The organism is Photobacterium sp. Alg240-V54, from assembly GCF_900537155.1.
In the GTDB taxonomy this organism is placed as follows: Bacteria; Pseudomonadota; Gammaproteobacteria; order Enterobacterales; family Vibrionaceae; genus Photobacterium.
Window position 1 is genome coordinate 499,889 of sequence record NZ_UNRL01000001.1, and the last position, 25,789, is coordinate 525,677.

Annotated in this window: 24 protein-coding genes; 8 read left to right on the plus strand and 16 right to left on the minus strand. The window is 39.2% G+C overall.

The genetic code is table 11. The features are described from left to right. The first annotated feature begins 48 nt into the window (after positions 1–48). Both tkt and G6R09_RS02100 read left to right on the plus strand, forming a co-directional pair. A complete protein-coding gene (tkt, locus tag G6R09_RS02095; protein WP_065168754.1) occupies positions 49–2,043 on the plus strand; it encodes a transketolase in 1,995 nt (664 codons plus the stop codon). 476 nt (positions 2,044–2,519) lie between these two features. Beyond that, positions 2,520–2,834 (plus strand): cation diffusion facilitator family transporter, encoded by a 315-nt coding sequence (locus tag G6R09_RS02100; RefSeq protein WP_065168753.1) that lies wholly within the window; start codon positions 2,520–2,522, stop codon positions 2,832–2,834. A gap of 93 nt (positions 2,835–2,927) precedes the next feature. On the opposite strand, the gene G6R09_RS02105 is transcribed toward G6R09_RS02100, so the two are convergent. Then, complete coding sequence (locus G6R09_RS02105; RefSeq protein WP_065177137.1) at positions 2,928–3,374, minus strand: bifunctional diaminohydroxyphosphoribosylaminopyrimidine deaminase/5-amino-6-(5-phosphoribosylamino)uracil reductase RibD; 447 nt, start codon at positions 3,372–3,374, stop codon at positions 2,928–2,930. A gap of 156 nt (positions 3,375–3,530) precedes the next feature. On the opposite strand from G6R09_RS02105, the gene G6R09_RS02110 reads away from it, so the two are divergent. The 3 genes from G6R09_RS02110 (at position 3,531) to G6R09_RS02120 (ending at position 6,762) form a co-directional block, all read left to right on the plus strand. Further along, positions 3,531–3,839, plus strand: a complete 309-nt coding sequence (locus G6R09_RS02110; protein WP_065168751.1) for a hypothetical protein — start codon at positions 3,531–3,533, stop codon at positions 3,837–3,839. A gap of 301 nt (positions 3,840–4,140) precedes the next feature. Continuing rightward, positions 4,141–5,472: a peptidoglycan DD-metalloendopeptidase family protein gene (locus G6R09_RS02115; protein ID WP_065168750.1), complete on the plus strand. Its 1,332-nt coding sequence runs from the start codon at positions 4,141–4,143 to the stop codon at positions 5,470–5,472. Between the two features lie 237 nt (positions 5,473–5,709). Further along, positions 5,710–6,762 (plus strand): succinylglutamate desuccinylase/aspartoacylase family protein, encoded by a 1,053-nt coding sequence (locus G6R09_RS02120; RefSeq protein WP_163920263.1) that lies wholly within the window; start codon positions 5,710–5,712, stop codon positions 6,760–6,762. Between the two features lie 92 nt (positions 6,763–6,854). Here the strand turns inward: G6R09_RS02120 and G6R09_RS02125 are convergent, their stop codons facing one another. The 6 genes from G6R09_RS02125 to G6R09_RS02150 form a co-directional block, all read right to left on the minus strand. Continuing rightward, positions 6,855–7,460: an NTP transferase domain-containing protein gene (locus tag G6R09_RS02125; RefSeq protein ID WP_065168748.1), complete on the minus strand. Its 606-nt coding sequence runs from the start codon at positions 7,458–7,460 to the stop codon at positions 6,855–6,857. Next, complete coding sequence (locus G6R09_RS02130; RefSeq protein WP_065177139.1) at positions 7,420–8,400, minus strand: XdhC family protein; 981 nt, start codon at positions 8,398–8,400, stop codon at positions 7,420–7,422. Before G6R09_RS02130 ends, G6R09_RS02125 begins: the two co-directional genes overlap by 41 nt. 73 nt (positions 8,401–8,473) lie before the next feature. Then, a complete protein-coding gene (locus tag G6R09_RS02135) occupies positions 8,474–9,745 on the minus strand; it encodes a cytochrome c (RefSeq protein ID WP_163920264.1) in 1,272 nt (423 codons plus the stop codon). Beyond that, entirely contained in the window at positions 9,742–10,272 is a 531-nt protein-coding gene (locus tag G6R09_RS02140) for a (2Fe-2S)-binding protein (RefSeq protein ID WP_065168745.1), read from the minus strand. The genes G6R09_RS02135 and G6R09_RS02140 overlap by 4 nt, the downstream gene beginning before the upstream one ends. Continuing rightward, positions 10,269–13,112 carry a xanthine dehydrogenase family protein molybdopterin-binding subunit gene (locus G6R09_RS02145; protein ID WP_163920274.1) on the minus strand — a complete coding sequence of 948 codons (2,844 nt, stop codon included), beginning with the start codon at positions 13,110–13,112 and terminating at the stop codon, positions 10,269–10,271. Before G6R09_RS02145 ends, G6R09_RS02140 begins: the two co-directional genes overlap by 4 nt. Positions 13,113–13,603: 491 nt before the next feature. After that, positions 13,604–14,140 (minus strand): Dps family protein, encoded by a 537-nt coding sequence (locus tag G6R09_RS02150; RefSeq protein ID WP_065168743.1) that lies wholly within the window; start codon positions 14,138–14,140, stop codon positions 13,604–13,606. Positions 14,141–14,396: 256 nt separating this feature from the next. Here G6R09_RS02150 and G6R09_RS02155 point away from each other — a divergent pair, with 256 nt between their 5' ends. After that, positions 14,397–15,317 carry a M14 family metallocarboxypeptidase gene (locus G6R09_RS02155; RefSeq protein WP_163920276.1) on the plus strand — a complete coding sequence of 307 codons (921 nt, stop codon included), beginning with the start codon at positions 14,397–14,399 and terminating at the stop codon, positions 15,315–15,317. 66 nt (positions 15,318–15,383) lie between these two features. Further along, positions 15,384–15,860, plus strand: a complete 477-nt coding sequence (locus G6R09_RS02160; RefSeq protein ID WP_163920278.1) for a methylated-DNA--[protein]-cysteine S-methyltransferase — start codon at positions 15,384–15,386, stop codon at positions 15,858–15,860. Here G6R09_RS02160 and G6R09_RS02165 read toward each other — a convergent pair. From G6R09_RS02165 to G6R09_RS02195, 7 genes are all read right to left on the minus strand, one after another. Next, entirely contained in the window at positions 15,857–16,075 is a 219-nt protein-coding gene (locus tag G6R09_RS02165; RefSeq protein WP_065168740.1) for a TIGR02450 family Trp-rich protein, read from the minus strand. The two genes, G6R09_RS02160 and G6R09_RS02165, sit on opposite strands and share 4 nt — an antisense overlap. A 2-nt stretch (positions 16,076–16,077) precedes the next feature. Next, positions 16,078–16,737 carry an HAD family hydrolase gene (locus G6R09_RS02170; protein WP_163920280.1) on the minus strand — a complete coding sequence of 220 codons (660 nt, stop codon included), beginning with the start codon at positions 16,735–16,737 and terminating at the stop codon, positions 16,078–16,080. Positions 16,738–16,895: 158 nt separating this feature from the next. After that, complete coding sequence (gene nanQ / locus G6R09_RS02175; RefSeq protein ID WP_065177146.1) at positions 16,896–17,360, minus strand: N-acetylneuraminate anomerase; 465 nt, start codon at positions 17,358–17,360, stop codon at positions 16,896–16,898. Between the two features lie 83 nt (positions 17,361–17,443). Next, entirely contained in the window at positions 17,444–18,922 is a 1,479-nt protein-coding gene (locus G6R09_RS02180) for a sodium:solute symporter (RefSeq protein ID WP_065177192.1), read from the minus strand. 46 nt (positions 18,923–18,968) lie between these two features. Beyond that, a complete protein-coding gene (locus G6R09_RS02185) occupies positions 18,969–19,853 on the minus strand; it encodes an N-acetylmannosamine kinase (protein WP_163920282.1) in 885 nt (294 codons plus the stop codon). Further along, positions 19,850–20,566: an N-acetylmannosamine-6-phosphate 2-epimerase gene (locus G6R09_RS02190; RefSeq protein WP_065177148.1), complete on the minus strand. Its 717-nt coding sequence runs from the start codon at positions 20,564–20,566 to the stop codon at positions 19,850–19,852. The genes G6R09_RS02185 and G6R09_RS02190 overlap by 4 nt, the downstream gene beginning before the upstream one ends. Before the next feature lie 263 nt (positions 20,567–20,829). Next, a complete protein-coding gene (locus G6R09_RS02195) occupies positions 20,830–21,699 on the minus strand; it encodes a MurR/RpiR family transcriptional regulator (protein WP_065177149.1) in 870 nt (289 codons plus the stop codon). A 283-nt stretch (positions 21,700–21,982) separates the two neighbouring features. Here G6R09_RS02195 and G6R09_RS02200 point away from each other — a divergent pair, with 283 nt between their 5' ends. Next, positions 21,983–22,873, plus strand: coding sequence for a dihydrodipicolinate synthase family protein (locus G6R09_RS02200; RefSeq protein WP_163920284.1), 891 nt, complete (start codon positions 21,983–21,985; stop codon positions 22,871–22,873). 75 nt (positions 22,874–22,948) lie between these two features. Here G6R09_RS02200 and G6R09_RS02205 read toward each other — a convergent pair whose 3' ends face one another. Together G6R09_RS02205 and G6R09_RS02210 are read right to left on the minus strand one after the other, a co-directional pair. After that, positions 22,949–23,626 (minus strand): YoaK family protein, encoded by a 678-nt coding sequence (locus G6R09_RS02205; RefSeq protein ID WP_065168738.1) that lies wholly within the window; start codon positions 23,624–23,626, stop codon positions 22,949–22,951. A 357-nt stretch (positions 23,627–23,983) separates the two neighbouring features. Further along, complete coding sequence (locus G6R09_RS02210; RefSeq protein WP_065168737.1) at positions 23,984–25,594, minus strand: NAD(P)/FAD-dependent oxidoreductase; 1,611 nt, start codon at positions 25,592–25,594, stop codon at positions 23,984–23,986. Positions 25,595–25,789: the final 195 nt, after the last annotated feature.

Here is a 25,789-nt window from a genome sequence, read left to right on the forward strand (position 1 = left end):
AGCCGCTTTCTTAAGTTTCAATTTACTTAATATTTTGGTGGAAACACTATGGAACGTAAAATGTTAGCTAACGCAATTCGTGCCCTAAGCATGGATGGCGTACAACAAGCAAATTCTGGTCACCCTGGCGCGCCTATGGGTATGGCTGATATCGCAGAAGTACTTTGGCGTGGTCACATGAACCACAACCCACAAGATCCTAAATGGGCTGATCGCGACCGTTTTGTATTATCAAACGGCCACGGCTCTATGCTTATTTACTCTCTACTTCACCTAACAGGTTACGACCTATCAATTGACGATCTTAAAAACTTCCGTCAATTACATTCAAAAACACCAGGTCACCCAGAATACGGTTACGCACCTGGCGTTGAAACAACAACAGGTCCTTTAGGCCAAGGTATTACTAACGCTGTTGGTATGGCGCTTGCTGAAAAAGCAATGGCGGCACAATTCAACCGTGAAGGTCATGACATCGTCGATCACCACACTTACGCTTTCATGGGCGACGGTTGTATGATGGAAGGTATCTCTCACGAAGCGTGTTCTCTAGCGGGTACTTTAGGTCTTGGTAAGCTTGTTGCTTTCTGGGATGACAACGGTATCTCTATCGATGGCGAAGTAGAAGGTTGGTTTGCTGACGATACTGCTAAGCGTTTTGAAGCATACGGCTGGCACGTGATCCGTAGTGTTGATGGCCACGATGCAACTGCAATCAATGCCGCTATCGAAGCTGCAAAAGCTGAAACAACTAAACCTACATTGATCTGTTGTAAAACAATCATCGGGTTTGGTTCACCAAACAAAGCAGGCTCTCACGACTGTCACGGTGCTCCACTAGGCGCTGAAGAAATCAAAGCAGCACGTGAATTCCTAGGTTGGACTTACGGTGCATTTGAAATCCCTGCTGAAATTTATGCAGAGTGGGATGCAAAAGAAGCGGGTAAAGCAAAACAAGCATCTTGGAATGAGAAGTTTGCAGCATACACTGCAGCATTCCCTGAGCTAGCAGCTGAGTTTACTCGTCGTATGGCAGGTGGTTTACCTGCAAACTGGGAAGCTGAAACAAGTAAAGTTATTGCTGATCTACAAGCAAACCCAGCTAACATTGCATCACGTAAAGCCTCTCAAAACGCACTTGAAGCATTTGGTAAACTATTACCTGAATTCATGGGCGGTTCTGCTGACCTTGCACCATCAAACCTAACGATGTGGTCTGGTTCTAAGTCAATCACACCTGAAGATGCATCAGGCAACTACATTCACTACGGCGTACGTGAATTTGGTATGACTGCAATGATCAACGGTATGGCACTACACGGTGGTTTTGTTCCTTACGGCGCAACATTCCTAATGTTTATGGAATACGCACGTAACGCACTACGCATGGCTGCTCTGATGAAAGTTCAGAACATTCAAGTGTACACACACGATTCTATCGGTCTAGGCGAAGATGGTCCAACTCACCAACCTGTTGAGCAAGTATCATCACTACGTCTAACACCAAACATGAGCACATGGCGTCCATGTGACCAAGTTGAATCTGCAGTTTCTTGGAAATACGCGATTGAGCGTAAAGATGGTCCAACATCTTTAATCTTCTCTCGTCAAAACCTAACTCAACAAGATCGTACTGCTGAGCAAGTTGCTAATATCGTTAAGGGCGGTTACATCCTTAAAGATTGTGCTGGTAAGCCAGAGTTAATCTTGATCGCGACAGGTTCTGAAGTAGGTATCGCAGCAGAAGCATACGCTGAGCTAACAGCCGCTGGTCGTCAAGTACGTCTAGTATCTATGCCTGCTACTGACCTATTCGATAAGCAAGATGCCGCTTACCGTGAAAGCGTTCTACCATCAGACGTTACAGCACGTATCGCTATCGAAGCGGGTATTGCTGACTACTGGTACAAGTATGTAGGTCTTAACGGTCGCATCATCGGTATGACAACATTTGGCGAATCAGCACCTGCTGAAGAGCTATTTAAAATGTTCGGCTTTACTGTTGAGAACATCGTAAACACTGCTAACGAGTTACTTGCTTAAGCATATATTGCTAAGTCATAGTAGACGTTAAAAAATAAAGCCGAGTATTTATACTCGGCTTTTTATTTATCCGGATTTTATTATTGTGCCAAATAAAATACTCTTTCTCCTATCTATATCCACATATCTGCGATATAACTTCCTATATTTAATGTTCAATATTGAATCAAGAAATAGAAAAGGTCTTTATTTGAAAAATTAATAGCTTTTCTATTGGTTGTTATTTGTGCATATTATTTATTAATATAAATACTCATCTCCATTTATATTAATAAAAAACTGTAACTATTAATATAAAGGCTCATGTATGGGCTTTTTTTTGTATGTAATAAACCTATTTTATATATTGGGCAATTAGCAAAAATAGAATGTTTGATTATAAAAAAGTGTATTGTTCAAATTTAAAATAAGCGTAAATTAAATTCCATAGACAGACACAAACTTACTTATAACGCTGTTTATCAAAGGATTTAGATATGTCACATTTTAATAGTCAAGAACATCAAGGTTCACAAAAAGCACATCAACATACTGCTGAAGCTGAGCATGAAAAAATGGAACGTCGTTATGGTGAAGAAGTAGAACATAAACATAACCGTGACCACCATGAAGTTCGTGACCATGAAAAAAGCCACCCACATACACAACACGGTGGTGATCCAAAAGGTCATAAACATCCAGAACAAACTCATGGCGATCGTCATGAGCATGACGAACATCGTCATCACAAAACTAAAGAGCATGATCATAAAGAATCATCTCGTAACCATCACAAAACTTCAACTAAGTAATTAGTTAATAAATTTTAGTGATGAGTTAAAAGCCAATTTAATAACGATAATATTTATCGATTTAAATTGGCTTTTGTTTATATAGAATTAAATTTATTTATTATTCGGTAATAAATAAGGTGAAATAAACGCAGCTACTTCGTCTTCACATAATCCTAATGTTACTTCTATTCCCGCTTGCTTTAATACATCAATACCTTTACCGCTATTACGTGGATCAGGATCTAGAGTTGCTACCACCACTCGCTTTATCCCCTTTTCAACTAAAGTATGTGCACAAGACGGTGTTCGCCCCACAAATGAACATGGCTCTAAGGTTACATAAGCCGTTACATCATTAAGCGGTTGATCATAATTTGCTAATGCCATCGCTTCTGCATGATGACACCCCGGTGCTTGCGTAAACCCTTCGCTGACAATCACGCCATCTTTTACTAAAACACATCCAACTGGCGGATTAGGACGACACGCTGGCAGTGCTTGATGCGATAATGTTAATGCGCGCTGCATAAAGCTGATTTCTTCTGCTAAGTCTGTCATAACACCTTCACTTTAATAGTCTCTTGTTCAATATTCTATAACGAAATCAAGTTTAACCGTTATGTTGATACCATGAATAATATATGAATTTACAACTCACCCTCAATTCAGGTGCGATAGGTTTAAATAGCCTCACTGAATAACATGAGGTTTTTCATGAAACGATTAATCATAACCTTAACATTATCGTTGGCATTGCATTCATTATCCGCATTCGCAACACAGCCAAGTACCACGCCAACACCATTACAGACTCAAGATATGATTGAATATATTGACCATACCCATCAATTAACAACAACAGAGAAAGTCCAAACCGATGTAATACACTCAATCAATACCAATAATTATCTACAGATAAACTCGCACAAAGACGCCCATTTAGAGCGCCGAGAAATCGCACGGCGTCCAAAGAAAAAAAACACCAGCGCTTTCTACACTAAAGCACATACTCAGCCTCAGTAATCATTCAGGTAAGCCTTGATATACTGTTAGCAGTACTCATTAATACCCTCTTCGTCCAGCATATTTTACATTTTCCTTGCTGGACGAAACTATCATTTCAGCTCAATTGAAACATAAACTATCGTATAGTTATCATTTATATACTTTCTGCATCTAATTATCGAAAAGTTAAGCAAAAAATCCCCCTCAAAGGTATAAATTCATTTAAGGTTCAGAAAAGCTATGTTTTTATACATGCTTGCTAAAATAAGCCAAGTGCTGACACTCGCACTCATTAAAAATAAAAGAACTGACGAGCATTATGTCTACGTTTAAAACGACAGTATTAACAAATTTTGTGAATTACCGCTTTATTAGTCTAATTGGGCTATCTATTATTACCGCTGCTGCCGTATTCTCAATTAACACCACACCATCAATACACAATAAAGAGATCCAACTACCTTTAGTGACTACGCCACAAGTGGTGTTAAAGAGCCTAACACCCGCAGCGGTCACTAAAGATATCGTGCTACCACCAACCTATGAATACGAAGTCAAAAATGGTGACACGCTCAGTGAGATATTTGCACAATTAAATTTGCCGCAAACCGATGTTAAAGACATCATGGCTGCAGATTTAAATAGCTTACAAATTGATAACTTACGTCCGAATGATATCTTAAGATTTTGGGTAACAGACAGCAATCATCGTTTAAATAAAGTGCAACTGCAATTTAACGTCGCGCATATGATTGACTATACTCGAGAAAAAAATAACGACTTTAGTGTTAAAGAGATCACCTTACCTGGCGTATGGCGTGAAAAAGTCATCAGTGGTGAGATTCATGGCAGTTTTAGTTCATCAGCAAAAAAAGCGGGCTTAAGTTACACTGATATCCATGAAATTATGGCTATTTTTAAAGACAAACTCAATTTCGATCATGACCTAAAAACAGGTGATCGTTTTGAAGTTGTCAGCAAAGCAAAGTATGTCAATAATCAAGCCAGTGGTGATACTGAGCTCCAAGCCGTTCGTTTATACACCAATAAGCAGCAGTTCTCTGCCTATTTAAACAGTGACGGTAATTTTTATGATCAAAACGGCGAAAGCTTACAACGGGCATTTTTACGTTACCCTACAGCAAAACGGTTCCGTGTGAGCTCACAGTTTAACCCTTATCGTCGCCACCCAGTAACGGGGCGCATACAACCACATAATGGCGTTGATTTTGCAGCACCATCTGGCACTCCCGTACTCGCGACAGGTGATGGCGTTGTTACTCGTGTAACCAACCACCCTTATGCTGGTCGTTATGTCGTGATCAAACACAGTGCCAATTACAGCACCCGTTATTTGCATAACAGCCGTATTCTGGTCAAGGTCGGACAACGTGTGAAACGTGGCCAAGAAATTGCGTTATCAGGCCGAAGCGGTCGTGTGACTGGCCCGCATATTCATTATGAATTTTTAGTGCGAGGAAAACCGGTTAACCCATTAACGGCAAAGATTCCACTAGCAGCATCAGTGTCACACCAACAGAAAAAAGAGTTTAAACTTGATGTGGCGCAATATAATCGTCTCATGCGTTTACCATTAACACATAAAAGCAGTGATATAAAAGTCGCTGTTAATGAACCTAAAGACATATAATTATTACAATATAAGGCACTGTAGTACGACTACAGTGCCTTTTTATTATCTTTCGCAACCATCCCTTTTCACAGTTGATACAATTTGATACATTTCTGCTACTTTAAATCTAATTAAACGTGATATTGTTCCTGTTTTAAAATGGAATTTATGATTATTCTCAAGATGTTATAACGCCTTCATTTTCTATGCGTAAACATTAATCATATTCTAATAGCCCATATACAGGATGTATCCATGGCCACAAAAAATACGCCGTTTGAATTTTCAGATTTGTTGGTTGAACCGGGAAGCCATATCAATTGTGAACTAGAAATAGCTCGTCTTTATACTCACTCACCTTTATCGGTATCGGTTGATATTCTGCATGGAAAACACCCAGGCCCGGTGTTATTGATTAATGCGGCAATACATGGTGATGAGCTCAATGGGATTGAAGTTGTCCGTCAAGTTATTGAAAAAATTGATTTATCAAAACTTCACGGCACTATTATTGCTGTCCCGGTAGTTAACGTTTTTGGCTTTATTCATAAATCACGTTATTTGCCTGATCGTCGAGATCTTAACCGTTGTTTCCCAGGAGCTGAGCGCGGTTCAATCGCTGGACGGATGGCATATCAATACTTTAATCAAGTCGTGCGCCGTGCAACCCATGTGGTTGATTTACACACCGCAGCTATTTACCGCACTAACTTGCCACAGATCCGTGCCAACCTTGATAATCCACAAGCTAGTGCAATGGCAATGGCGTTTGGCTCACCTGTAGTGGTTGATGCAAGCTTACGTGAAGGTTCATTACGGGCTGCGGCAGAAGAGTTTAATATTCCCGTGATCACCTTTGAAGCTGGTGAAGCATTACGCCTTGACGCGCATGCTGTCGGCTCTGGCGTGCAAGGTGTATTAAAGGTTATGCGCCACTTAGATATGTTACGCACTAGCCGCAGTAAAAAAACCATTGAGCCAATGGTACCAAAGGCGACACGCTGGGTACGTGCTGATTCTGATGGCTTACTACGCTCTCACGTTGCATTAGGTGAAAAGGTCGATAAAAATCAAATCATTGCAACGATCAGTGACCCTGCAGGTAGCAATCAAGTAACCGTGATTGCCCCTCAAGGCGGTATTGTAATTGGCCAGCAAACATTACCACTGGTTAATGAAGGTGATGCTATCTTCCATATTGCTTTCTTTGAAGAGCCAGATGGTTTAGTCGAAGAACAAGTAGAATCTTATTTATATGATGCTGTAGAAGAGCTTGATGATGATCTTAAATGGGGCATGACCAGTTAAGTCAACTTTACTGTGAAATAGCGGTACCCAAAAAGCGTTAATAAAAAGAGAAGCTCATTGGCTTCTCTTTTTGGTGGTCTCTGTTACGAGGCTTACTCTTTATTTTTAGCAATTAATTGCTGATACTTTTCAGGAGTATCAATATCATAATAAATACCACTCGCAGCGTTTAATTGTAAGTAATGTTCAGTGCCTGTTTGTAATACTTGCTTCATTTTAGCGGTAATCGGTAACGCTAAAATCGATGGAATTAACACGCTATCAATCAAAACTGGATGCCCTGTTTGATGTTGATTACCCGCAAACACCGCCGTAGCGTGACGAACTTGCAATAACATTCTAAATACCTGCGGATCAATACACGGCATATCAGCATGAGTTATAAAAAACCGTGCACTAGTTACGGCTGTAATCCCCTTTTGAATTGAACTTAACATTCCTTGCTGATAATCAGCATTCACTACCACTTTAATATGCTGCTGATATTGATATCGTAATACCAGTTCATCGGCGCGATAACCTGCAACCACAATCACTCTGGAGCAAAACTGTAATGCATGTTTAATCGCAACATCAAGTAATGTGCTGTTATTGTAAGGCAGCATCGGTTTCCATGCCCCCATTCGTGATGACAACCCCGCAGCAGGTATTACACAATCAACCATGTCGATAATGCCACGAATCACAGTCAATACCATTTTTTACCGCGATAACTTCGGCAATAATAGCAATGGCTATTTCAAACGGCGTTTTACTGCCAATAGCGAGTCCAACAGGCGCATGTAGACGAGCTAATTGTGGTTGCGTATATTCACCAATTCGCATTAATCGCTCTCGACGACGTTCACTGTTTGCATGTGATCCTAAGGCACCAATATAAAATGCATTGGACTCTAATGCCCCCATTAATCCGATATCATCCACTCGTGGATCGTGGGCCAATGCTAATATTGCGCTATGAGAGTTAGCATAACGTTCCACAAATGCATCAGCAGAGCACCATTCCACATCAACTCCCCCCTGTGCTGCAGTCCAACGCCAACTTTGACTATAATTTTCACGCATATCGCATAATCTTACGGTAAATCCAGCTCTCATAGCTAAGCGTGCAACCTCTTCACTGACTTGGCTAATGCCCAATAATAATAATTGCCAACGTTGCTGGTAATGCACCGTTAACCACGGTGAAGGATATAACGCGCTATCAGTAACATTAATAATGCTGCGTTGCTCAGTATTAGGATTGATCGCACGAATAAAGGCAAAAACTTGTTCTGCAGCAGCTAGCCAATCATCAACAAAATGGCAGTCATCAGGCTGTAAATATTCAATCAACAACGAAATATGACCGCCACAAGGTAATTCATATTGACTGCCATTCGGCGCTAAATGACTGCCATAATCAAACTCTTGTAGTGGTTTATCTAATTGGTGCTGTTGAATCAATACCATAAAAGCATCTTCAATACAGCCTCCAGAAACGGATCCGGAACGAATGCTTCCTTCCGTTGCAAATAACGAACCAATTGGACGCGGAGCTGAGCCATAGGTGGACACAATAGTACATAGCCACACAGGTTTTCCCTGTTGTAGCCATGACTGGCAATCTAATAATACCTGTTTATCTAAAGCATTCATAAGTCGACTATCACTTGTTTATTTTAACAACAATATCAACGTTAGCCTGCAACAATGCAGGCTAATATTGTGCTTATTGAGAAGCTAATTGCTTTTTAATCGCTGCGACTTGCTCTGCGGTTGTGGTCGTCATATGTGTCGCAAAATGCTGATGTAAATAGGTTATCAAATCAGCCATTTGTTGATCATCTAAGCTATTTTTGTAACTAGGCATAGCATAATAGGTATGCTCTTGGCTGTAACTTTGTCGCTTAATACCATTATTTAATACCGCAACTGTATTGAAAATATTGCTGTTTCCAATAGTGGCATTATTTTTTAAAGCCGGAGCAACATTGGGGATCCCTTGTCCACTTATGCCATGACAACCAGAGCACTTATCCATATAAATACGGTATCCTGGTAACTTAGTACCATGTTCTGGAACAGTTGAAGCCACTTTTTTAGGTTGTGACTCTAAGCTTGATTGTGGCTGTTCTTGATTCAATAAATAACTGGTTATTGCACTAATATCATGATCATTTAGCTGCGTTAAGCTATGTTTTTCAACAATAAACATATCATCAAACGCAGTACCTTTAGCTGATTGACCTGTTTTTAAAAACTGGGCCAAATCATGAAATGTCCAATGTTCTTGAGTGAGGTTTTTGGCGGTAATATTAGGCGCGTTAAGGTTATTTACCACTGCTCCTTCAAGTGCATGATCTTGCTCTGTTGCCATCATAAAATTACGTGGAGTATGACATTCACCACAATGGCCTAACCCCTGAACTAAATACTTACCTCGGTTCCAAAGTGGACTTTTATCAACAGTTGGTGTAAAGCTTGCCTTATCAAAACCAACTAAATTCCAGAGCTTTAAGCCCATGCGTATATTAAACGGAAAACCAATACCATTTTCTCTATTGGGCTGTGTCGCAGGCTTGGTGTGCATGAAATAGGCATATAACGCTTGCATATCATGATCATCAATTCGGTGATACGACGCATAAGGCATTGCAGGGTATAAATTACCTTTAGGGGCGACACCATTACGAACAGCATCAACAAATTGCTGATAACTATATTTGCCAATACCGTGTTGTTTATCACTACTAATATTGGTTGAATATAATGTTCCAAAGGGTGTTTCAAATGCACGCCCACCGCCATAGGCTTGACCTGTAGCAATAGTATGACAACCACTGCAATCACCAGCAGCAGCTAAATACTTACCTTGTGCGATCAATTGTGCCATATTTTTAGGCAATGGCGCTTGAACATCCGTTGATGGTGCTTGTGCACAGACCATATTAGAACTTAAGAGTAACCCGCTAATTACGCTGACTTTTAGATTTGGTTTCATTTGACTAACCCCGGCTGTGAAAGAACTAAATCACGTAGGCCAACATAATATTTGCGGTAACCAGAACAACGACAAATATGCTTCTTAAGGGCATTTTCGATCACATTCTCAACCTGATCTTTCTCGACAGGCTGTTTTGCTAATTGCTCAACTAGCACTGTTGACTCATTCACAAAGCCAGATGTACACCAACCACATTGAAAAGAAAAATGATCAACAAATGTCTGTTGTACAGGACTTAGTGCCGTAATTTGTCCCATTAAATTACGCTTAGCATGGCCTTCGATGGTACGCAGTTTTTTACCATTAAAGTTACCAACGCCATTGATACAAGTACGTTCAGTATGCGAGCCACCATCTGCATCATCCACAATAATAGAACAGGCATGACACACTCCAATACCGCAACCAAACTTTGTCCCAGTTAACCCTTGGTATTCATGCAAAAAGTCGATCATTTTAACTGATTCATCAACGTCAATTGGACCGACAACATTGCCATTAATTGTCATAGTTACAGAGATCATGCGAGTGCTTCCTTAATATCAGCGGCGGTAACAGGTAGATGGTAAAAACGTTTATTGGTAATTTGGTACAGTGCTTCAGTAACAGCAGCGACAATTGGGATCATCACTACTTCAGCAATACCTTTACGCTGATCAGAATTATTAAAGGGTGGCAAAATAGTATGATTCATCTGCCATACACCAACATCAGTCGCTAGTGGCACCTGATAACGATTGAGATTCCAAGTACCATTACCAGGGCCTTCTTCACCTGGTGGTAAGTATTCGTGCAATGCATGCCCAATCCCCATCACCAAACCACCTTCAATTTGACCTTCAACCAGTTCTTTGACGATCACCTTACCTGCATCTAGCCAAGTTTGAGTTGCAATGATTTCAACCTTTCCAGAACCTTTTTCTACCGCTAATTCAACTAAAGTTGCACATGGTGCGTAATACACCACCATTGCGTTATTTAATGATGTCGCTGGGTAATTAACTTTATTACGATCCAATAAATGCCAGCCATTACTGGCCATTAATTTTTTCTTAGTAGCATCAGCACCATGACCATATTTAATCGCCATTGCATCTAATTGATACGTTTGTTTTTGTCCTTCAACAGTAAATTCAGCTTCAACCCAACCCCAACGATTAAAAGTATGTACCATGGCGGCTGTAACTAGACCTTGCTGATGTACATGTTGAGCTAACATATCAAGTGGCAGTGGCTCCATACCTTTGGCACTTAACTTACCATCAACCCAGACCGCATCTTCCATAGCACCGAAATCCATCGCAGCCAGATCACCGCTGTAATACAACTTGCTCCAAATCGATTTTGCCGCAGGCCATAAGCCATATTCAAAAATAACTTTCGCCGCATTTTCAGTTGCTTTAGATTGGAAATAAGCAGAGGTTGATGCCGACGATGCGTAGGGAATGGTTGGTGTCCAACGGGGATTTTGTTGCATTTTATCTTGATAAGCTTGGCTCATCGTAAACGGAGATTGGGTATTAAACATTTGCAGTGGATCCCAACCATGCACTTCCGCAAGATTAATGGTATCTGCCGGACGACCAAAATAATCAACCAACACTGCAGCTTGAGAAGTTTGCGCTCCCGTACCAATTTCTACGGCAGAGATCCCCATTACTATACGGCCGCTTTTATCTAACTCAATATAAGTTGCAGGCGCATCATCACCGGCTCCATAATCTTTAGTACAAATAGCAAACCCAGTACCAAAAAGCTTGTTGGGGTGTTTAGCTTCATATTGTTTACGACGTTGATGACGATTAACCCACATTTCATGTTGCTGAGCTTGAGTGAGTATTTCAGCATAATGTTCGGTACTGGTTGGCACAGCACCTTGAGTGTTAAGTTGACCTGTTTTAATAACATTGCGTAATCGTAAGTCAATCGGATCAATATTGAGTAATTGGGCCGCTTCATTAACCATCATTTCCATTGCTGACATGGTCTGCAAAGTACCAAAACCACGCATCGAGCCTGATGCTGGATTTTCAGAGACATTAGCGACAGCTGTAATATCATTTTTAGGGAAATAATAAATAGATTGTAAGGCACTTGCGCCGACTTCCGCGACCACAGAACTAAAGTTTTCACGGCCGCCACCATCAAGTTCCATATTACTGACAATACCTTGGAACTTACCGGTAGTTTTATCTATCGCTAACTGATTGGTCATCATAAATGGATGGCGTTTTAGACCCGCCTGAAACTGTTCAAAACGATCGTTTGCCATTCGTACCGGATGATCACAGTACATCGCGGCTAATAAACCATAAAAAGGCAATATCGAGTGATCTTTACCGCCAAAACCACCACCAATAAACGGTGAATGAACCACTAAATTTTTAACTTTACTCGCAAGTGGACCTTTGGTCAGCATTGAGGTTGCAAAGCCAAAAAAGTTATTTGGTGATTGCGAAGAAGGAATGGTGTGCATTGTTTGAGTTTTACTATCAAACCAACCATTAAAGCACTCCGGCTCCATAAACATTGGATCAATAAACTGAGTTTGATAGTCACGTTTTAAAACAAAATTATTATCATCAGTAAGGCTAGTTTGGATCTCTTCTGCAACGGCCATTTGTTGTTGTAATGGCGTACCCAAACGGTCGGCCCGAGGCCAAAAAGGCTTATGGTCAACATAATTAGGGAAATTAACCCCATTTTGTAATGGGCTATATTTATCAGGTAGGATCCCCTCAGCATTACCTTGTTCACGAGTAATTCGCCATACGCCCCAAGGATCTTTACTCGTAGCCACTAATGGTTGCTGCTTACCATATTTAATTATTTCGGTATTAAATTGCAGCATATTTTTAGCACGATGATAAGTAAGAAAATCATCAAAAATAAGTAGCATTGCCGCTTGACCAATATAATCAGGCATTGCTCCTGCAGTAGCTAACATATTGGTGCCATAAAATGGTGGCAATTCAACATTGTCTTGTTTTAATGTTGCAGCAGTAACTATTTTACTCGGCTGAGCATTCGCCGGTAATAGACTTAAATCAACATCTTGATAAATACGATCGGCACGATTTAAACGAATATAATAAGCCCATGATTGTTGACTTGGCCAGCCATCAATATCGGTTGAACGTAAATCACGACCATATACTTTTTCACCAGTTACTTTTGCAATAGCATCACTACGAAAGCGAACTTTAAAATTAGATTTCCAAGATGATGCTAACTCTGGAGCAACTAAACTATTACTACCATCTAAATTAAGATTAAATCTAGCTAAAGCGGGGACGGTATAAACACAAATACCAGCGATGATACCATGCTTAATAAAACTCCTTCTAGAAAGTTCCATTGACATGACAGACTCCTTTTCCATTTTAATTATATTTTTTATAGATTATTTAAAATCGAAAACTATTTTTTATTTATTACTATCGACAATCAATAGTAACTATAAAAAACGATAATCATATTTTTATAAAATAGTGGCTCACACAATAAACATGCTTTATCAGTGCTATTTTATACTCACAACAATCATAAATAACAACCAATTAAAACCTTAACCATGAATACACATTCACCGCGAGAGTGTATAAAAAAAGGAAGACAGTCATAACCACAAATAAAAACGGCAATATAATTAATATATCATCTCTCTTTTATTCATATTTTAAAATACCAAGTGTCACAGCTCTAAAAAACAATAAAAAAACCGATAAATATTGATTAATAAGTTATCAATTTAATTACCTATTATTTATTTTCAAACACTATTTACCAAATAAAAAAAAGGATAGATTCTTAAATCTATCCTTTAAAATTAATATTTAATAAATATCACATCACTCAATGACGGTATGATTCATAAAGAAACCAGACACGGCGTTCGGTTTCATCAATCCAATTATCAATCATGCTCACTGAAGAGAAGTCATTACGTTCATCACATAATATATGAGCAGCACGAAGTTCTGCGGCTAACTGTTTATTGTCTTCGCACAATTCAGCCAGCATATCTGCAGGTTCAACATACTCAGCATCATTATCTAAAATACGCTGCATTCGTGAAATTTCACCAATTGAACGTATTGTACGACCACCAATTTTACGTGCACGTTCAGCAATATCATCAGTCATTGCAAACAATTGTGCACTCTGTTCATCCAACATTAAATGGTAATCACGGAAATGGGCACCACTCATATGCCAATGGAAATTCTTGGTCTTTATATAAATAGCAAATACATCCGCTAAAATCGCAGTTAGTGCACCACTGATCTCTTTAGTCGCGTCTACACATAAATCTGTAGGTGTGGCTAGAGGACGAGTAAGGTGTTGTTTAGCATCTTCAATTTGAACGTCATTCAAGATAGTAGTACTCATCGTCTTTTCCTTTATAAAAACAATTTATTGGACGAAGTAACTATAATCCAATTCATTTGTATGACAATAATATCTACCTGCAGATTAATGCAACCTAAATTTGCTTTCTTCTCGGTTAATAATTACAACTTTATTTCAGTATACTTATTGTTTTTGCTCTTTCTTTGACATCAAAATTTAATAAAATTTGCTTAAATATTACAAGCTGTTTACCCTCTAAAAGCAAATGCATCAATAATAATAGATAGGTACTACAATGGATAATTCAGTGAGATACGCAATCGGAACACCTGGAATAAAATGGGGTGCCACAGAAAAAGCGGAGTGGTTAGCACAAACCACTATTAAACGTAGTTATCTAGAACAAGTTGTTTCTAAAATTCACGCTTTAAGTGAAAAGTTTGATGTTGAACAATACGGTGCATTATCTTACGCGCCAGAAAAATACCCCCTACTTGCAATTAAAAGCCATCATTGGGATAAAACTAAACCAACAGTACTTATTACAGGTGGTATTCATGGCTATGAAACCAGCGGTGTACATGGCGCATTAGCTTTTCTAGCACTAAAAGCTGAACAATATAGTGCTGACTTTAATATTTTAGTGGTGCCTTGTGTTAGCCCATGGGGATATGAAACGATTAATCGCTGGAACCCCAATACGGTTGATCCTAACCGTTCGTTTTATGCTAACAGTCCAGCAGAAGAATCAGCAGCATTAATGCAACTCGTTCAGGCTCAACAAACGCATTTTCTAATGCACCTTGATCTACATGAAACAACAGACAGCGATGAAAGTGAGTTTAGACCAGCACTAGCGGCACGCGATGGTAAAGAATATATCGCAGATATCGTACCTGATGGTTTTTATGGTGTTGGCGACAGTGAAAATCCTCAAGATGCTTTTCAAAAAGCCATTATTGATTCTGTTCGTCATGTCACCCATATAGCACCAGCAGATAGTGAAGGTAATATTATTGGTGAACCAATTACTCAAGAAGGGGTGATTAATTATCCATTAAAAGCATTAGGTTTATGTGCTAGCGTAACCGATGCAGAATACACCTCAACTACCGAAGTTTATCCTGATAGCCCACGTGTTACTGATGATGAATGTAATATGGCGCAAGTTGCTGCGATCGTGGGTGCGCTTGAGTATTTAAAACAACACCAATAAGCTGTTTTTACCCACCATTAACCGCGCTATGGTTGATTATCTGGCTATAGCGCGAAGGTTTTTATCATGTCGACTTATTACCACACCATAAACACACCATTGGGCTGTTTAACGCTATATGCCACAGATAGTGCACTAACGGCTATTTTATATCAGCACCAAACACCAGCGATTGAAACTGCGACGTACTCACCACAACACCCTCTTTTAGCTGAATGTGAGCTGCAATTACAACAATATTTTTCAGGGATACGCCAACAATTTGATTTACCGTTAGCACCGCGAGGTACCGATTTTCAGCAGCGGGTTTGGCAAGCATTACTAACGATTCCGTATGGCAGCCATTGGAGCTATCAACAGCTCGCTATCACTATTGGTAATCCAAAAGCTTGCCAAGCAGTGGGAATGGCAAACAGTAAAAATCCATTATCAATCGTTATTCCATGCCATCGTGTGATTGGCAAAAATGGCAAATTAACCGGTTATGCTGGCGGGTTAGACAAGAAACAAACATTATTAGCACTTGAAGCAGCAAATGTTTAATTCCAGCCAATAAGCCAAATCTGATCATTCTTTAAATCTTGCCATTTAATATCATAAAGTCGATTGGTCATTACAGCTTGAATTACACACTTTTCAACTTGTTGATTATCATTAAATAACACCGTAACAATCTCAAAATGCTTTTCTTTATTATCCACTACCACTTTGGTCCATTTACTATGCAGCAATGCTTTGGGGTTCACTGGGTTAGCCATAATTAATTTCCTGACGGGGTATTACACTCTACCCTATCACGCTCTTGCGGTAACATATATGCTTGTTGCTGTAAAATCTTTGTCAAGCCGCCTAAGCTTTGAACCACAATCGATGCTTGTTGGGTAAACGGCAAATCCTCACCATTAGTCACTAAACATGATGGCATATTCGCATGGTAAGCTGCTTGTAAATCATAAATATAATCACCAACATAGAGTATGTTTTGCGGCGCTAATTGCCACTGCTCGGCAATGTAAACTAAAGCATCAGGGGCTGGTTTAGGCGCAAAGTCTTCACGTGAAACAATATGCTTAAATTGCAATTTATGGTGATTTATCTTCAACATTGCCGCTTGAGCGCAATTGCGTGTTACCACTGCTGTCGGAATATTTTTTTGATTGAGATAAGACAGTAATTGTTGGCATTGAGGCATAATGGTGGATTGGCGAGCATCAGCTAATTCATAATCAATCACTGTTTGTTGTAATTGTTCGCGTAAAGAAATATTCGGTATCTCATCAATATATTGCAATAAATCAGTATCAGCCGAACAGCCTAATTGTTGGCGTAGCCAGTCAAAATCTAATGCTGAGCTTACAAGCGTATTGTCTAAATCAAAAATAACACCGTTAATCATATTGCAAGGGATCGGCGTCTGCATACCATTCTCCATTATCAGCAAAACCACACTAATCAGTGTAAGAACATATGCATCTAATGGCAATTGTAGAGAATGAATTCAGCGAGAATGATCACGACCTGCTACTTAGTCAAGCGACTTAACAAACAGTAGCTTGACGTTTTAGTTGTATTAATCAATCACGATAAACAGTCTTTATGGATTTTAATCACTACTTTTTTAATCACCATCGGCGCTGTAATCACACAACCAGGTTTATGTGGCTGCTGTGGAAAAATAGCTAAAAACATTCCCGGCTTTAATAATAAGGAGCTGGTATTGGGCATGGTTTCAACTAATGTAAAATCATTATCACTGTCATAATCTGTAGCAGGAATGCAATCCGTTAAATTAAGTGACACATCAATCCGCTCTTCGCCACTGATCAGGTATTGAAAATCAATATATTGCTGATGTACTTCACCTTGTTTATTAGCGGCATCTTGAGTTTCAAAGCTCATCACATTAGCAAAAATACGATCACCATCTATCTCATAGCGGCCATTCTCTAACTGCGCTAGATCTTGTGTATTTATAAAATTTATCGCTTGCTGAAAAGCTGTTGGTAATGTGTGTGGCGGTTGTTTGATTTCACCAAAAAACATAGTCTTATCCTTTAGAAAATAAAAAGCGGACAAGCACCTATCTTCTCCGCTTTGTTTTAAGTTTGTTTTTAACCAGTCGAGTATTATTCAGTTACTAAATCAAGATCTTGGGTCGATTTACTTTTAAAGAACGGTGCCGTAATAAAGCCCACTATCACCACCATTAAAGTACCAATCACACCATAGAAGAAGAAGTTCAGGTCAGTAAAGCCACGTACAAATAGAATTGAGGCAACCGCAGCAATCACACCACATAATGCACTACCCGCATTAGCACGGCGAACAAAGATGCCCAACATAAACAGACCTGTCATAGGGCCGCCCATTAAACCAATTAAGCTGTTAAACGCATCCCATAATTGGCTTTCATTACTTTTAATTAAGTACACCGAGGCAGCAACACCTAATACACCCGCAACAACCGTTACAATACGTGCGGTGTTAAAGCTTTGCTGAATATTTTTTTCTTCGCCAAAGCGGTTATAAATATCCATGGTGTAACATGCAGAAATACTATTTAAACTACTTGAAATACTTGATTGAGAAGCTGCAAAAATCGCAGCAATGATCAATCCAGCAATACCTGCTGGCATTTGTGAAATAACGTAGAAAGGCAAAATACCGCCAGTATTAAAATTCTCAGGTATCAACTGTGGGTTTTGGCTATAGAAAGCATATAACGCGGAACCGATAGCAAAGAAGAAGATAGGCACACAAGCGACAAGTTTCGCGTTAGTAATCAGTGTTTTTTTCGTTTCTTCAATTGAATCAGTCACAATATAGCGCTGTACTACATCTTGACTTGCCGTAAATTGCTGTAAGTTAGCAAACAAGAAACCAATCATTAATACAGGTAAGGTGCTGTTAGTCCAACTCCATTCAAAACTTGAACTTGGAAAGTATTTATCTTGCTCAGCGCTTAGGCGGAACACTTCAGACACTCCACCATCAACATGGAAACAGATAGTGACAAAGATTAACACCGCAGCAACTGATAACATAATCCCTTGAATAACATCTGTCCAAATAACCCCTTCAATACCACCAAGGAAGGTATATACAATACATAACACACCAATTAAAAATACGATAGTTAATGGATCAATATTTACAAAAGGCATTAATGCGAGTGCGGTTAAGTACGTAATAATCGCAATACGCCCAATATGGAATAACATAAATGACATACTCGCGAACAAGCGCATCTTAATATCAAAACGACGCTCTAAGTATTCATAAACAGAGGTAAGATTAAGTTTTCTAAAAAATGGAATATAAAAATAAAATACAATTGGAAGAATAAGAATCGCTAAATACTGCCCAACAAGAAAAGTCCAATCTGATGTGTAAGCCTTAGCAGGAATAGACATAAATGTAATCGAACTTAATGTCGTTGCAAACACACTAACACCTGCAGCCCAGCCAGGTATTCGACCACCTGCTTTAAAATAATCATCTGCAGTTTTTTGACGTCGGGCAAAATAAACACCCACCAACATTACACCAATTAAATATGCGAACAGCACGATATAATTTAGCGTACCAAATGCTTGAATTTCCATATAAGCCTCACCATGTAGGGGTTGAGATAAAATATTTAAATTATTATTAATGACTTTGTTGTTGTGCAAACCAACTTGCAGCACCTAATAAACCTGCGTCTACTCCTGATTGAGCAAGAATAATATGAGGTCGATAAAGTGCTGGTTTTTCATTTAGATATTGTTGAATGTAATGACAATAATTTGGAGCAAGACCAACACTCCCCCCGATAACAACACTATCGAGATCTAATGTAATGGTCAGATTAGCAATTAATTCAGCAACAGCTGCCGCTGAAGAGTGAATAATATTTAACGCGTCACTATTACCTTCAAGTGCCAGTTGATAGACCTCTTGTCCACTGTATAAGCAATCAAATAATAACGACCCAATTTCACCAATTGCCGTACCTGAAGCTACTTTTTCAATGCATCCTTGACGGCCACAACCACACATAGGCCCATTTGCATTTACTACCGTATGTCCAATATGACCACTAATCCCACGTGCACCAGTTTGTAGTTGTTGATTCAATACTAAACCGCCGCCAATACCAGTCGAAACGGTAATAAACAGCATATTATTATTAGGTGTAAGCGAAATATATTCATACCACGCAGCCGCTTGAGCATCATTCATTGCATAAGTTGGTAATTGTGTGATGCGCTGAATTTGATCGACTAATTCAAATTTATTTAAACCGCCTAAATTATCAGGGTTTAAAGCGGTTAAAATACCGTTATCAATAATGCCTGTTGATGCGATTGCGACAAATTTTGCTTGGTTGATAAATGGTCTTAATAATGACGCTAATGCAGCAGACAAAATAACCGGCTGTTGCGATTGTGGTGTCGCTATTTGGCATCGTTCAATAATATGATTAGTTTCACAATCTACTAATGCCGCTGCTATTTTCGTACCGCCAATATCAACCGCTAAACAAACGCTCATGCGATATCCTTAGCTGGTAATTCTGTTACAGTTGCTGCTGTATTTACCGCGTCTTTAAACCATTGGCAAATATGTTCAATGCGAGTGATTGCTGAACCAACAGTAACGCAATTGGCCCCTGCTGTTATTGCTTGCGCTGCTAATAATGGCGAGTTATAGCGCCCTTCTGCCATAACAAAATAGCCACGTTGATGAAAAGCCATGACAAGTGCTAAATCAGGTTCAGTGGGAACGTCACCACCAGTATAACCCGATAGTGTTGAGCCAATAATGTCGGCTCCTAGTTGGTGGCAGATATCACCATCAGCCAAAGTCGCGCAATCAGCCATAGCTAAACAACCATGTTGGTGAATAGCATTAATTAGATTTTCAACCGTTTCTGGGCGTTGACGTTGAGTTCCGTCAATCGCAATAATGTCAGCACCAGCGGCAGCAAGATCAGCTATATCCTGCACGAAAGGCGTTATTCTTACCGCTGAGTCGTTCAAATCTCGTTTAACAATACCAATAATAGGTACATCAACATGTGGTCGTGTTGCTTGTAAATTCGCAATACCTTCAATACGTAACCCCGCAGCACCACCTAAAATCGATGATTGCGCCATAGCCGATACAATCAGAGGTTGATCCATTGGGCTGCCATCAACAGGCTGACAAGAAGATATAAAACCATTATTTATATGTGCAAGAAGTGTTTGTGAACGCTTAACCATGATCGTTAGCTCCAAAAATATCAACGTCGTGAAGTTTGACTCCATAATGTCGTTAACGTTGGAGTGGCGCAATAATGAACTGCTTAAATAGAGAGATATTGCACACTCTTTATCTAAAATAACGGCCAAATTACGATATTAATCACAGTTAAAAATAATTCATTCGTTGCATTTAATATCTAACAAACAACCATAAAAGCTAATTATTGCCATAAAAAAAGGCCACATTTAAATGCGGCCTTAATGGTATTTCCAGTAATTATTTAATCTAATGCTTGGGTTGTTTTATACTTCTGCTGGCGTGTATGCTCAGGGTTATCACGAACTAATAACGTATAAAGTATATCTAATACAAACAGTTGCGTTATTTTAGTACCAATAGAGTCACCTTGCAATTGCCCCTGTCTATTACCATTAATTAACACATAATCCGACAATTCAGCCAACGGTGATAAAGGGTTATGTGTTAATGCCACAGTTATCGCACCGCATTCTTTCGCTAATGCCAATGCTTTAATCGTCTCTTTTGAGGTTCCAGAATGGCTAATGCCAATCGCAATATCATTAGCAGTTAATAATGCCGCTTTCATATACATAAAATGATTATTTGTTAATGCATCGACATCAAAACCAATTCGCATTAATTTATTTTTGGCATCTTCTGCGGTAATACCTGATGAACCCACGCCAAAAAAATAAATCCGCTGTTGCTGCTGAAAAGCACGCGCAACCGCTTCTAATTCAGAAAAATCAAGTAAGTTAAGTGTTTCGCCCAATACATTATTAATGGTTTGCTGTAACTTACGGCCGATATGTTCAGCATTATCCTCAGGGGTTAACTCAGTATCAAGCATATGTTTTTCAGTGTCATGAGGCGTTGCAACTTCAATCGCTAACTTCATTTTAAGATCTTGAAAACCTTTAAAATGAAGTCCTCTACAAAAACGAATAATACTGGCTTCGCCAACGTTAGCTTGTTGTGCAAGTTCTGCAATTGAAAGCTCAGTGACATACTGAGGTTGCGCTAATACATAATCAGCGATACGACGTGCCGATGGTGTCAAGCTATCACGAAGACTACCTAACGTATCTAAAATTTTACCTACTTGAATAGCATCTGTTGCTGCATTCATACGTTATCCTTGCCTTTATTCAGCTTAGCTGGCGACTTTTATCATATCATCATTATGAAGTTTTACTCCAAAATCAAATCTAATCATCATTCCAACTCAAAATAGCGATACAAAATATTTTATAAATAGAAAAAACAATTAATAGCAATAGATCACAGTTTCTATTAAAAGCGCTAAAAGTCGTTTCTTTTTTATTGCCAAGCTAAATATCAGTTCGTATGATAATCCAACTCCATAATTATTAAACTTTAGAAGTAAAACTTCACAAACAAGGATCTGAGACATGGAAAAGCTAACTGGTTTAATTGCAGCCCCTCATACACCATTTTTAGCTAATGGTGAAATTGACTATGTCGCTATTGATGCTATCGCCAAGCATCTTATTGATACCAAAATTGTTGGGGCTTATGTATTAGGCACAACAGGTGAAGGGATCCATTGTTCTGTCGCAGAACGTAAAGCCGTTGCAGAACGTTGGGTACAAGCAAGTGCAGGCCAATTAAAACTAATTATTCATACTGGCGCATTAAGCATTGCCGATACACTTGAATTAACCCGCCATGCTGATCAGTTAGACATTTATGCAACCTCAGCTATCGGTCCTTGTTTCTTTAAACCTAATAATGTCACTGACCTAGTAAATTACTGTAAAGCAGTTGCTGATGCAGCGCCATCAAAAGGTTTTTACTACTACCATTCAGAAATGAGCGGCGTAGCGGTTGATATGGAACAATTCTTAATTGCCGCTGACAAAGTGATTCCAAATTTATATGGCGTGAAATTTAATAGTACAAACTTATATGAATACCAACGTTGTTTACGCGTTTGTGATAGTAAATTTGATGTACCATGGGGTGTTGATGAGCATTTTCCTGGCGCATTAGCTGTTGGGGCAATCAGTGCTGTCGGCAGTACTTATAATTATGCAGCACCACTTTATCACGACATGATTGATGCTTTTGCGAAAGGCGATCATCAAGCAGTGATCAGTAAAATGGATAATGTTATTGCGCTTATTCGTGTATTAGTTGAATACGGTGGTGTTGCGGCAGGTAAAACAGCCATGATGTTGCATGATATTAATGCAGGAGATCCACGTTTACCATTACGCATATTAACAATAGAACAAAAACAAGATGTTATGTGTAAAATGCGTGATGCGATAGGAGCATAAATATCAAATATAAATGAAAAGGCCAGCATAGATGCTGGCCTTTTCATTATTTACACTGTGAATTGACTGTATTTATTACAATTCAGTGTCAATAGGGGTTGAACGATGAGTCTGTTCAATATACAACAGTGTGATTGCTATCGAGATCGTTAAAGCTAATGCCGGTAATAATGAATATTGAGGGATTGTTTGCATAATTACTCCACCAATCACTGCACCGCTAATTAATGAACCCCATAATCCAAGATATTGAAGCAAGCGCTTTTTATCACCTTTACCAACAATCGCCAATGCCAGTAATCGACCAATATTGACTAAATATCCGGTAGCGTAGGTCAATGGTATTGCTTTTTCAATCGTTAATCGCAAGGCAATATTTTGCATCCCCATTGCATAACAAATGATAAAGTTCACCGCTAAAAAAGGCACATAATATTGCATGATGGTTGCAAATAGCAGTACAACGGAGACCGATGCCATCACGACACCGCGGTAGAATCGACGACTAGATAAGGCAATTAACTCGCCAGACATTGCCCCGATAATGAAAATACCCAAGATTGCAATATAAATAGAAGCTCGAGGAATATCATCATAACTGAGCATCATCCCTAAGTGCGTTGAGTTGCCACTCATAAAAGAAGCAAATACCCCATCTTTAAGATGTAAAAAACCAACTGAATCGACTACCCCTGCCACTAACAATAACAAATAGGGCATTAATGATAAAAAGAACCGCCTTTCATTTAACATTGACTATTTATATCCGACTATATATCCATATTAGAACAATCAGTAAACCCTTTGCACTCAATCAATAAAAAGAGGCTATTTACTGTTATTGCGCGTTATTGTAACTAAATATTTCACCATGGCTAGTAACTTCAATTATTAACAAAAATCGCGCTCAACTCCATCTTGCACGATAGGTGAGAATTCGCCGTTGTCTTTAAGAATAGTCAAATTTAAACATGTTCAAACGGTGCTTTTAGAACGCGGTTTTTATGAAATTAACGTAGATAACTGTAGCGAAGACTTAGAAAATACAATAACAATGAAAGGTGTGCTAACCATAATTCATGGTTATCACACCTTTTACAGGTTCACTAATTACGCATTCAACATATCAAGCGCAATCGCTTCAGCAACTTTAATGCCATCAATACCCGCAGATAAAATACCACCCGCATAACCTGCACCTTCACCAGCAGGATATAGGCCTTTAGTATTAATACTTTGGAAATCTCTACCGCGTTTAATTTGTACAGGAGAAGACGTACGTGTTTCAACACCCGTTAGCATGCTATCAGCATGTGAGAAACCTTTGATCTTTTTATTAAACGCCGGTAATGCTTCACGAATCGCTTCGATAGCATAATCTGGCAAGCTAGTGCTTAAATCAGTAAACTTCACATTTGGCTTATAAGACGGCTCAACACTGCCCATTTGACTGACAGTTTTACCCGCTAAGAAATCACCTACACATTGTGCTGGCGCATCATAGCTACTACCACCAAGAATATAAGCATTACGTTCTAACTTACGTTGTAGTGCAATACCTTGCATTGGATCGTTTGCAAAGTCTTCTGGTGAAATACCGACCACAATCGCACTGTTAGCATTACGCTCACTACGTGAATATTGGCTCATGCCGTTAGTTACTACTGACTCAAGCTCTGATGTTGCAGCAACAACGACACCACCAGGACACATACAGAAGCTATAAACAGAACGACCATTCTTACAGTGGTGAACCAGTTTATAGTCAGCAGCACCTAATAATGGATGGCCTGCATTTTTACCAAAGCGCGCAGCATCGATAGTTTCTTGTTTATGCTCAATACGGAAACCAACCGAGAATGATTGTGCTTCAAGGTGGACACCTTTGTCATGCAACATCTTAAAAGTATCGCGTGCGCTGTGGCCAATCGCTAATGCAACATGCTTTGACGGGATCACTTCACCAGTTGATAATGTCACACCCGTTACTTGGCTATTATCATCAATATTAATTTCTTCAACGCGGGTTTCGAAACGAATCTCACCACCAAGTTCAATAATTTTACGACGCATCTTCTCAACCATCGTTACCAATTTATAGGTACCAATATGGGGTTTACTAAGATAAATAATTTCAGCCGGTGCGCCCGCTGCAACAAATTCTTGTTTTACTTTAAGACCAAGAAAACGAGGATCTTTTACCTGACTGTATAGTTTACCGTCAGAGAATGTACCTGCGCCACCTTCACCAAATTGCACATTTGATTCGGTGTTTAGCTCACGAGTACGCCAAAAACGGAAGGTATCTTTGGCACGTTCATGCACTGATTTTCCGCGTTCTAGAATAATAGGTTTAAATCCCATCTGTGCCAAAATAAGGCCAGTGAACAAACCACATGGGCCCATACCAATAACGATTGGACGCTCAGTAATATTTTCAGGCGCTTGGCCTACATATTTATAGTTCGTATCTGGTGATGTTTTCACCTGATGATCGTTAGCAAACGTCGTTAGTAATTGCTCTTCATCAACGTCTTTTAAAGTGACATCTAAAGTATAAATCAGATAGATATCATTCTTTTTACGGGCATCATAACCACGTTTAAAGATATGAATATCAACTAGTTGGTCTTTATTTATCGATAACTTGTTGATGACAAAATCATGTAAAGCTACTTCACTATGATCTAACGGTAATTTAACTTCATTAATACGTATCATTAAGTCCACTAACTCGATTGGAAATGCAATAAAATATCTCGGAGAGAATAAACCTAGCCGCAGATGGTGGCAGATTTATACCTTAGCCAAGCATTATCTCACAGACTTTAGTGTTTATCCCAATATTTGCATGATATTCCTATCTAAAACACCACCATAAAAAACAGCGTCAAACCTATAAAATAAAAAAAGGCT

Bases quoted from the DNA above. Each gene is read 5' to 3' on its own strand.
- G6R09_RS02100 (WP_065168753.1), top strand. From the start codon at position 2,520: ATGTCACATTTTAATAGTCAAGAACATCAAGGTTCACAAAAAGCACAT.
- G6R09_RS02155 (WP_163920276.1), top strand. From the start codon at position 14,397: ATGGATAATTCAGTGAGATACGCAATCGGAACACCTGGAATAAAATGG.
- G6R09_RS02115 (WP_065168750.1), top strand. From the start codon at position 4,141: ATGTCTACGTTTAAAACGACAGTATTAACAAATTTTGTGAATTACCGC.
- G6R09_RS02205 (WP_065168738.1), bottom strand. From the start codon at position 23,626: ATGTTAAATGAAAGGCGGTTCTTTTTATCATTAATGCCCTATTTGTTA.
- G6R09_RS02185 (WP_163920282.1), bottom strand. From the start codon at position 19,853: ATGAGCGTTTGTTTAGCGGTTGATATTGGCGGTACGAAAATAGCAGCG.
- G6R09_RS02105 (WP_065177137.1), bottom strand. From the start codon at position 3,374: ATGACAGACTTAGCAGAAGAAATCAGCTTTATGCAGCGCGCATTAACA.
- G6R09_RS02145 (WP_163920274.1), bottom strand. From the start codon at position 13,112: ATGTCAATGGAACTTTCTAGAAGGAGTTTTATTAAGCATGGTATCATC.
- G6R09_RS02135 (WP_163920264.1), bottom strand. From the start codon at position 9,745: ATGAAACCAAATCTAAAAGTCAGCGTAATTAGCGGGTTACTCTTAAGT.
- G6R09_RS02110 (WP_065168751.1), top strand. From the start codon at position 3,531: ATGAAACGATTAATCATAACCTTAACATTATCGTTGGCATTGCATTCA.
- G6R09_RS02140 (WP_065168745.1), bottom strand. From the start codon at position 10,272: ATGATCTCTGTAACTATGACAATTAATGGCAATGTTGTCGGTCCAATT.
- G6R09_RS02165 (WP_065168740.1), bottom strand. From the start codon at position 16,075: ATGGCTAACCCAGTGAACCCCAAAGCATTGCTGCATAGTAAATGGACC.
- G6R09_RS02160 (WP_163920278.1), top strand. From the start codon at position 15,384: ATGTCGACTTATTACCACACCATAAACACACCATTGGGCTGTTTAACG.
- G6R09_RS02120 (WP_163920263.1), top strand. From the start codon at position 5,710: ATGGCCACAAAAAATACGCCGTTTGAATTTTCAGATTTGTTGGTTGAA.
- G6R09_RS02150 (WP_065168743.1), bottom strand. From the start codon at position 14,140: ATGAGTACTACTATCTTGAATGACGTTCAAATTGAAGATGCTAAACAA.
- G6R09_RS02130 (WP_065177139.1), bottom strand. From the start codon at position 8,400: ATGAATGCTTTAGATAAACAGGTATTATTAGATTGCCAGTCATGGCTA.
- nanQ (WP_065177146.1), bottom strand. From the start codon at position 17,360: ATGTTTTTTGGTGAAATCAAACAACCGCCACACACATTACCAACAGCT.
- G6R09_RS02190 (WP_065177148.1), bottom strand. From the start codon at position 20,566: ATGGTTAAGCGTTCACAAACACTTCTTGCACATATAAATAATGGTTTT.
- G6R09_RS02170 (WP_163920280.1), bottom strand. From the start codon at position 16,737: ATGCAGACGCCGATCCCTTGCAATATGATTAACGGTGTTATTTTTGAT.
- G6R09_RS02195 (WP_065177149.1), bottom strand. From the start codon at position 21,699: ATGAATGCAGCAACAGATGCTATTCAAGTAGGTAAAATTTTAGATACG.
- G6R09_RS02210 (WP_065168737.1), bottom strand. From the start codon at position 25,594: ATGATACGTATTAATGAAGTTAAATTACCGTTAGATCATAGTGAAGTA.
- G6R09_RS02180 (WP_065177192.1), bottom strand. From the start codon at position 18,922: ATGGAAATTCAAGCATTTGGTACGCTAAATTATATCGTGCTGTTCGCA.
- tkt (WP_065168754.1), top strand. From the start codon at position 49: ATGGAACGTAAAATGTTAGCTAACGCAATTCGTGCCCTAAGCATGGAT.
- G6R09_RS02125 (WP_065168748.1), bottom strand. From the start codon at position 7,460: ATGGTATTGACTGTGATTCGTGGCATTATCGACATGGTTGATTGTGTA.
- G6R09_RS02200 (WP_163920284.1), top strand. From the start codon at position 21,983: ATGGAAAAGCTAACTGGTTTAATTGCAGCCCCTCATACACCATTTTTA.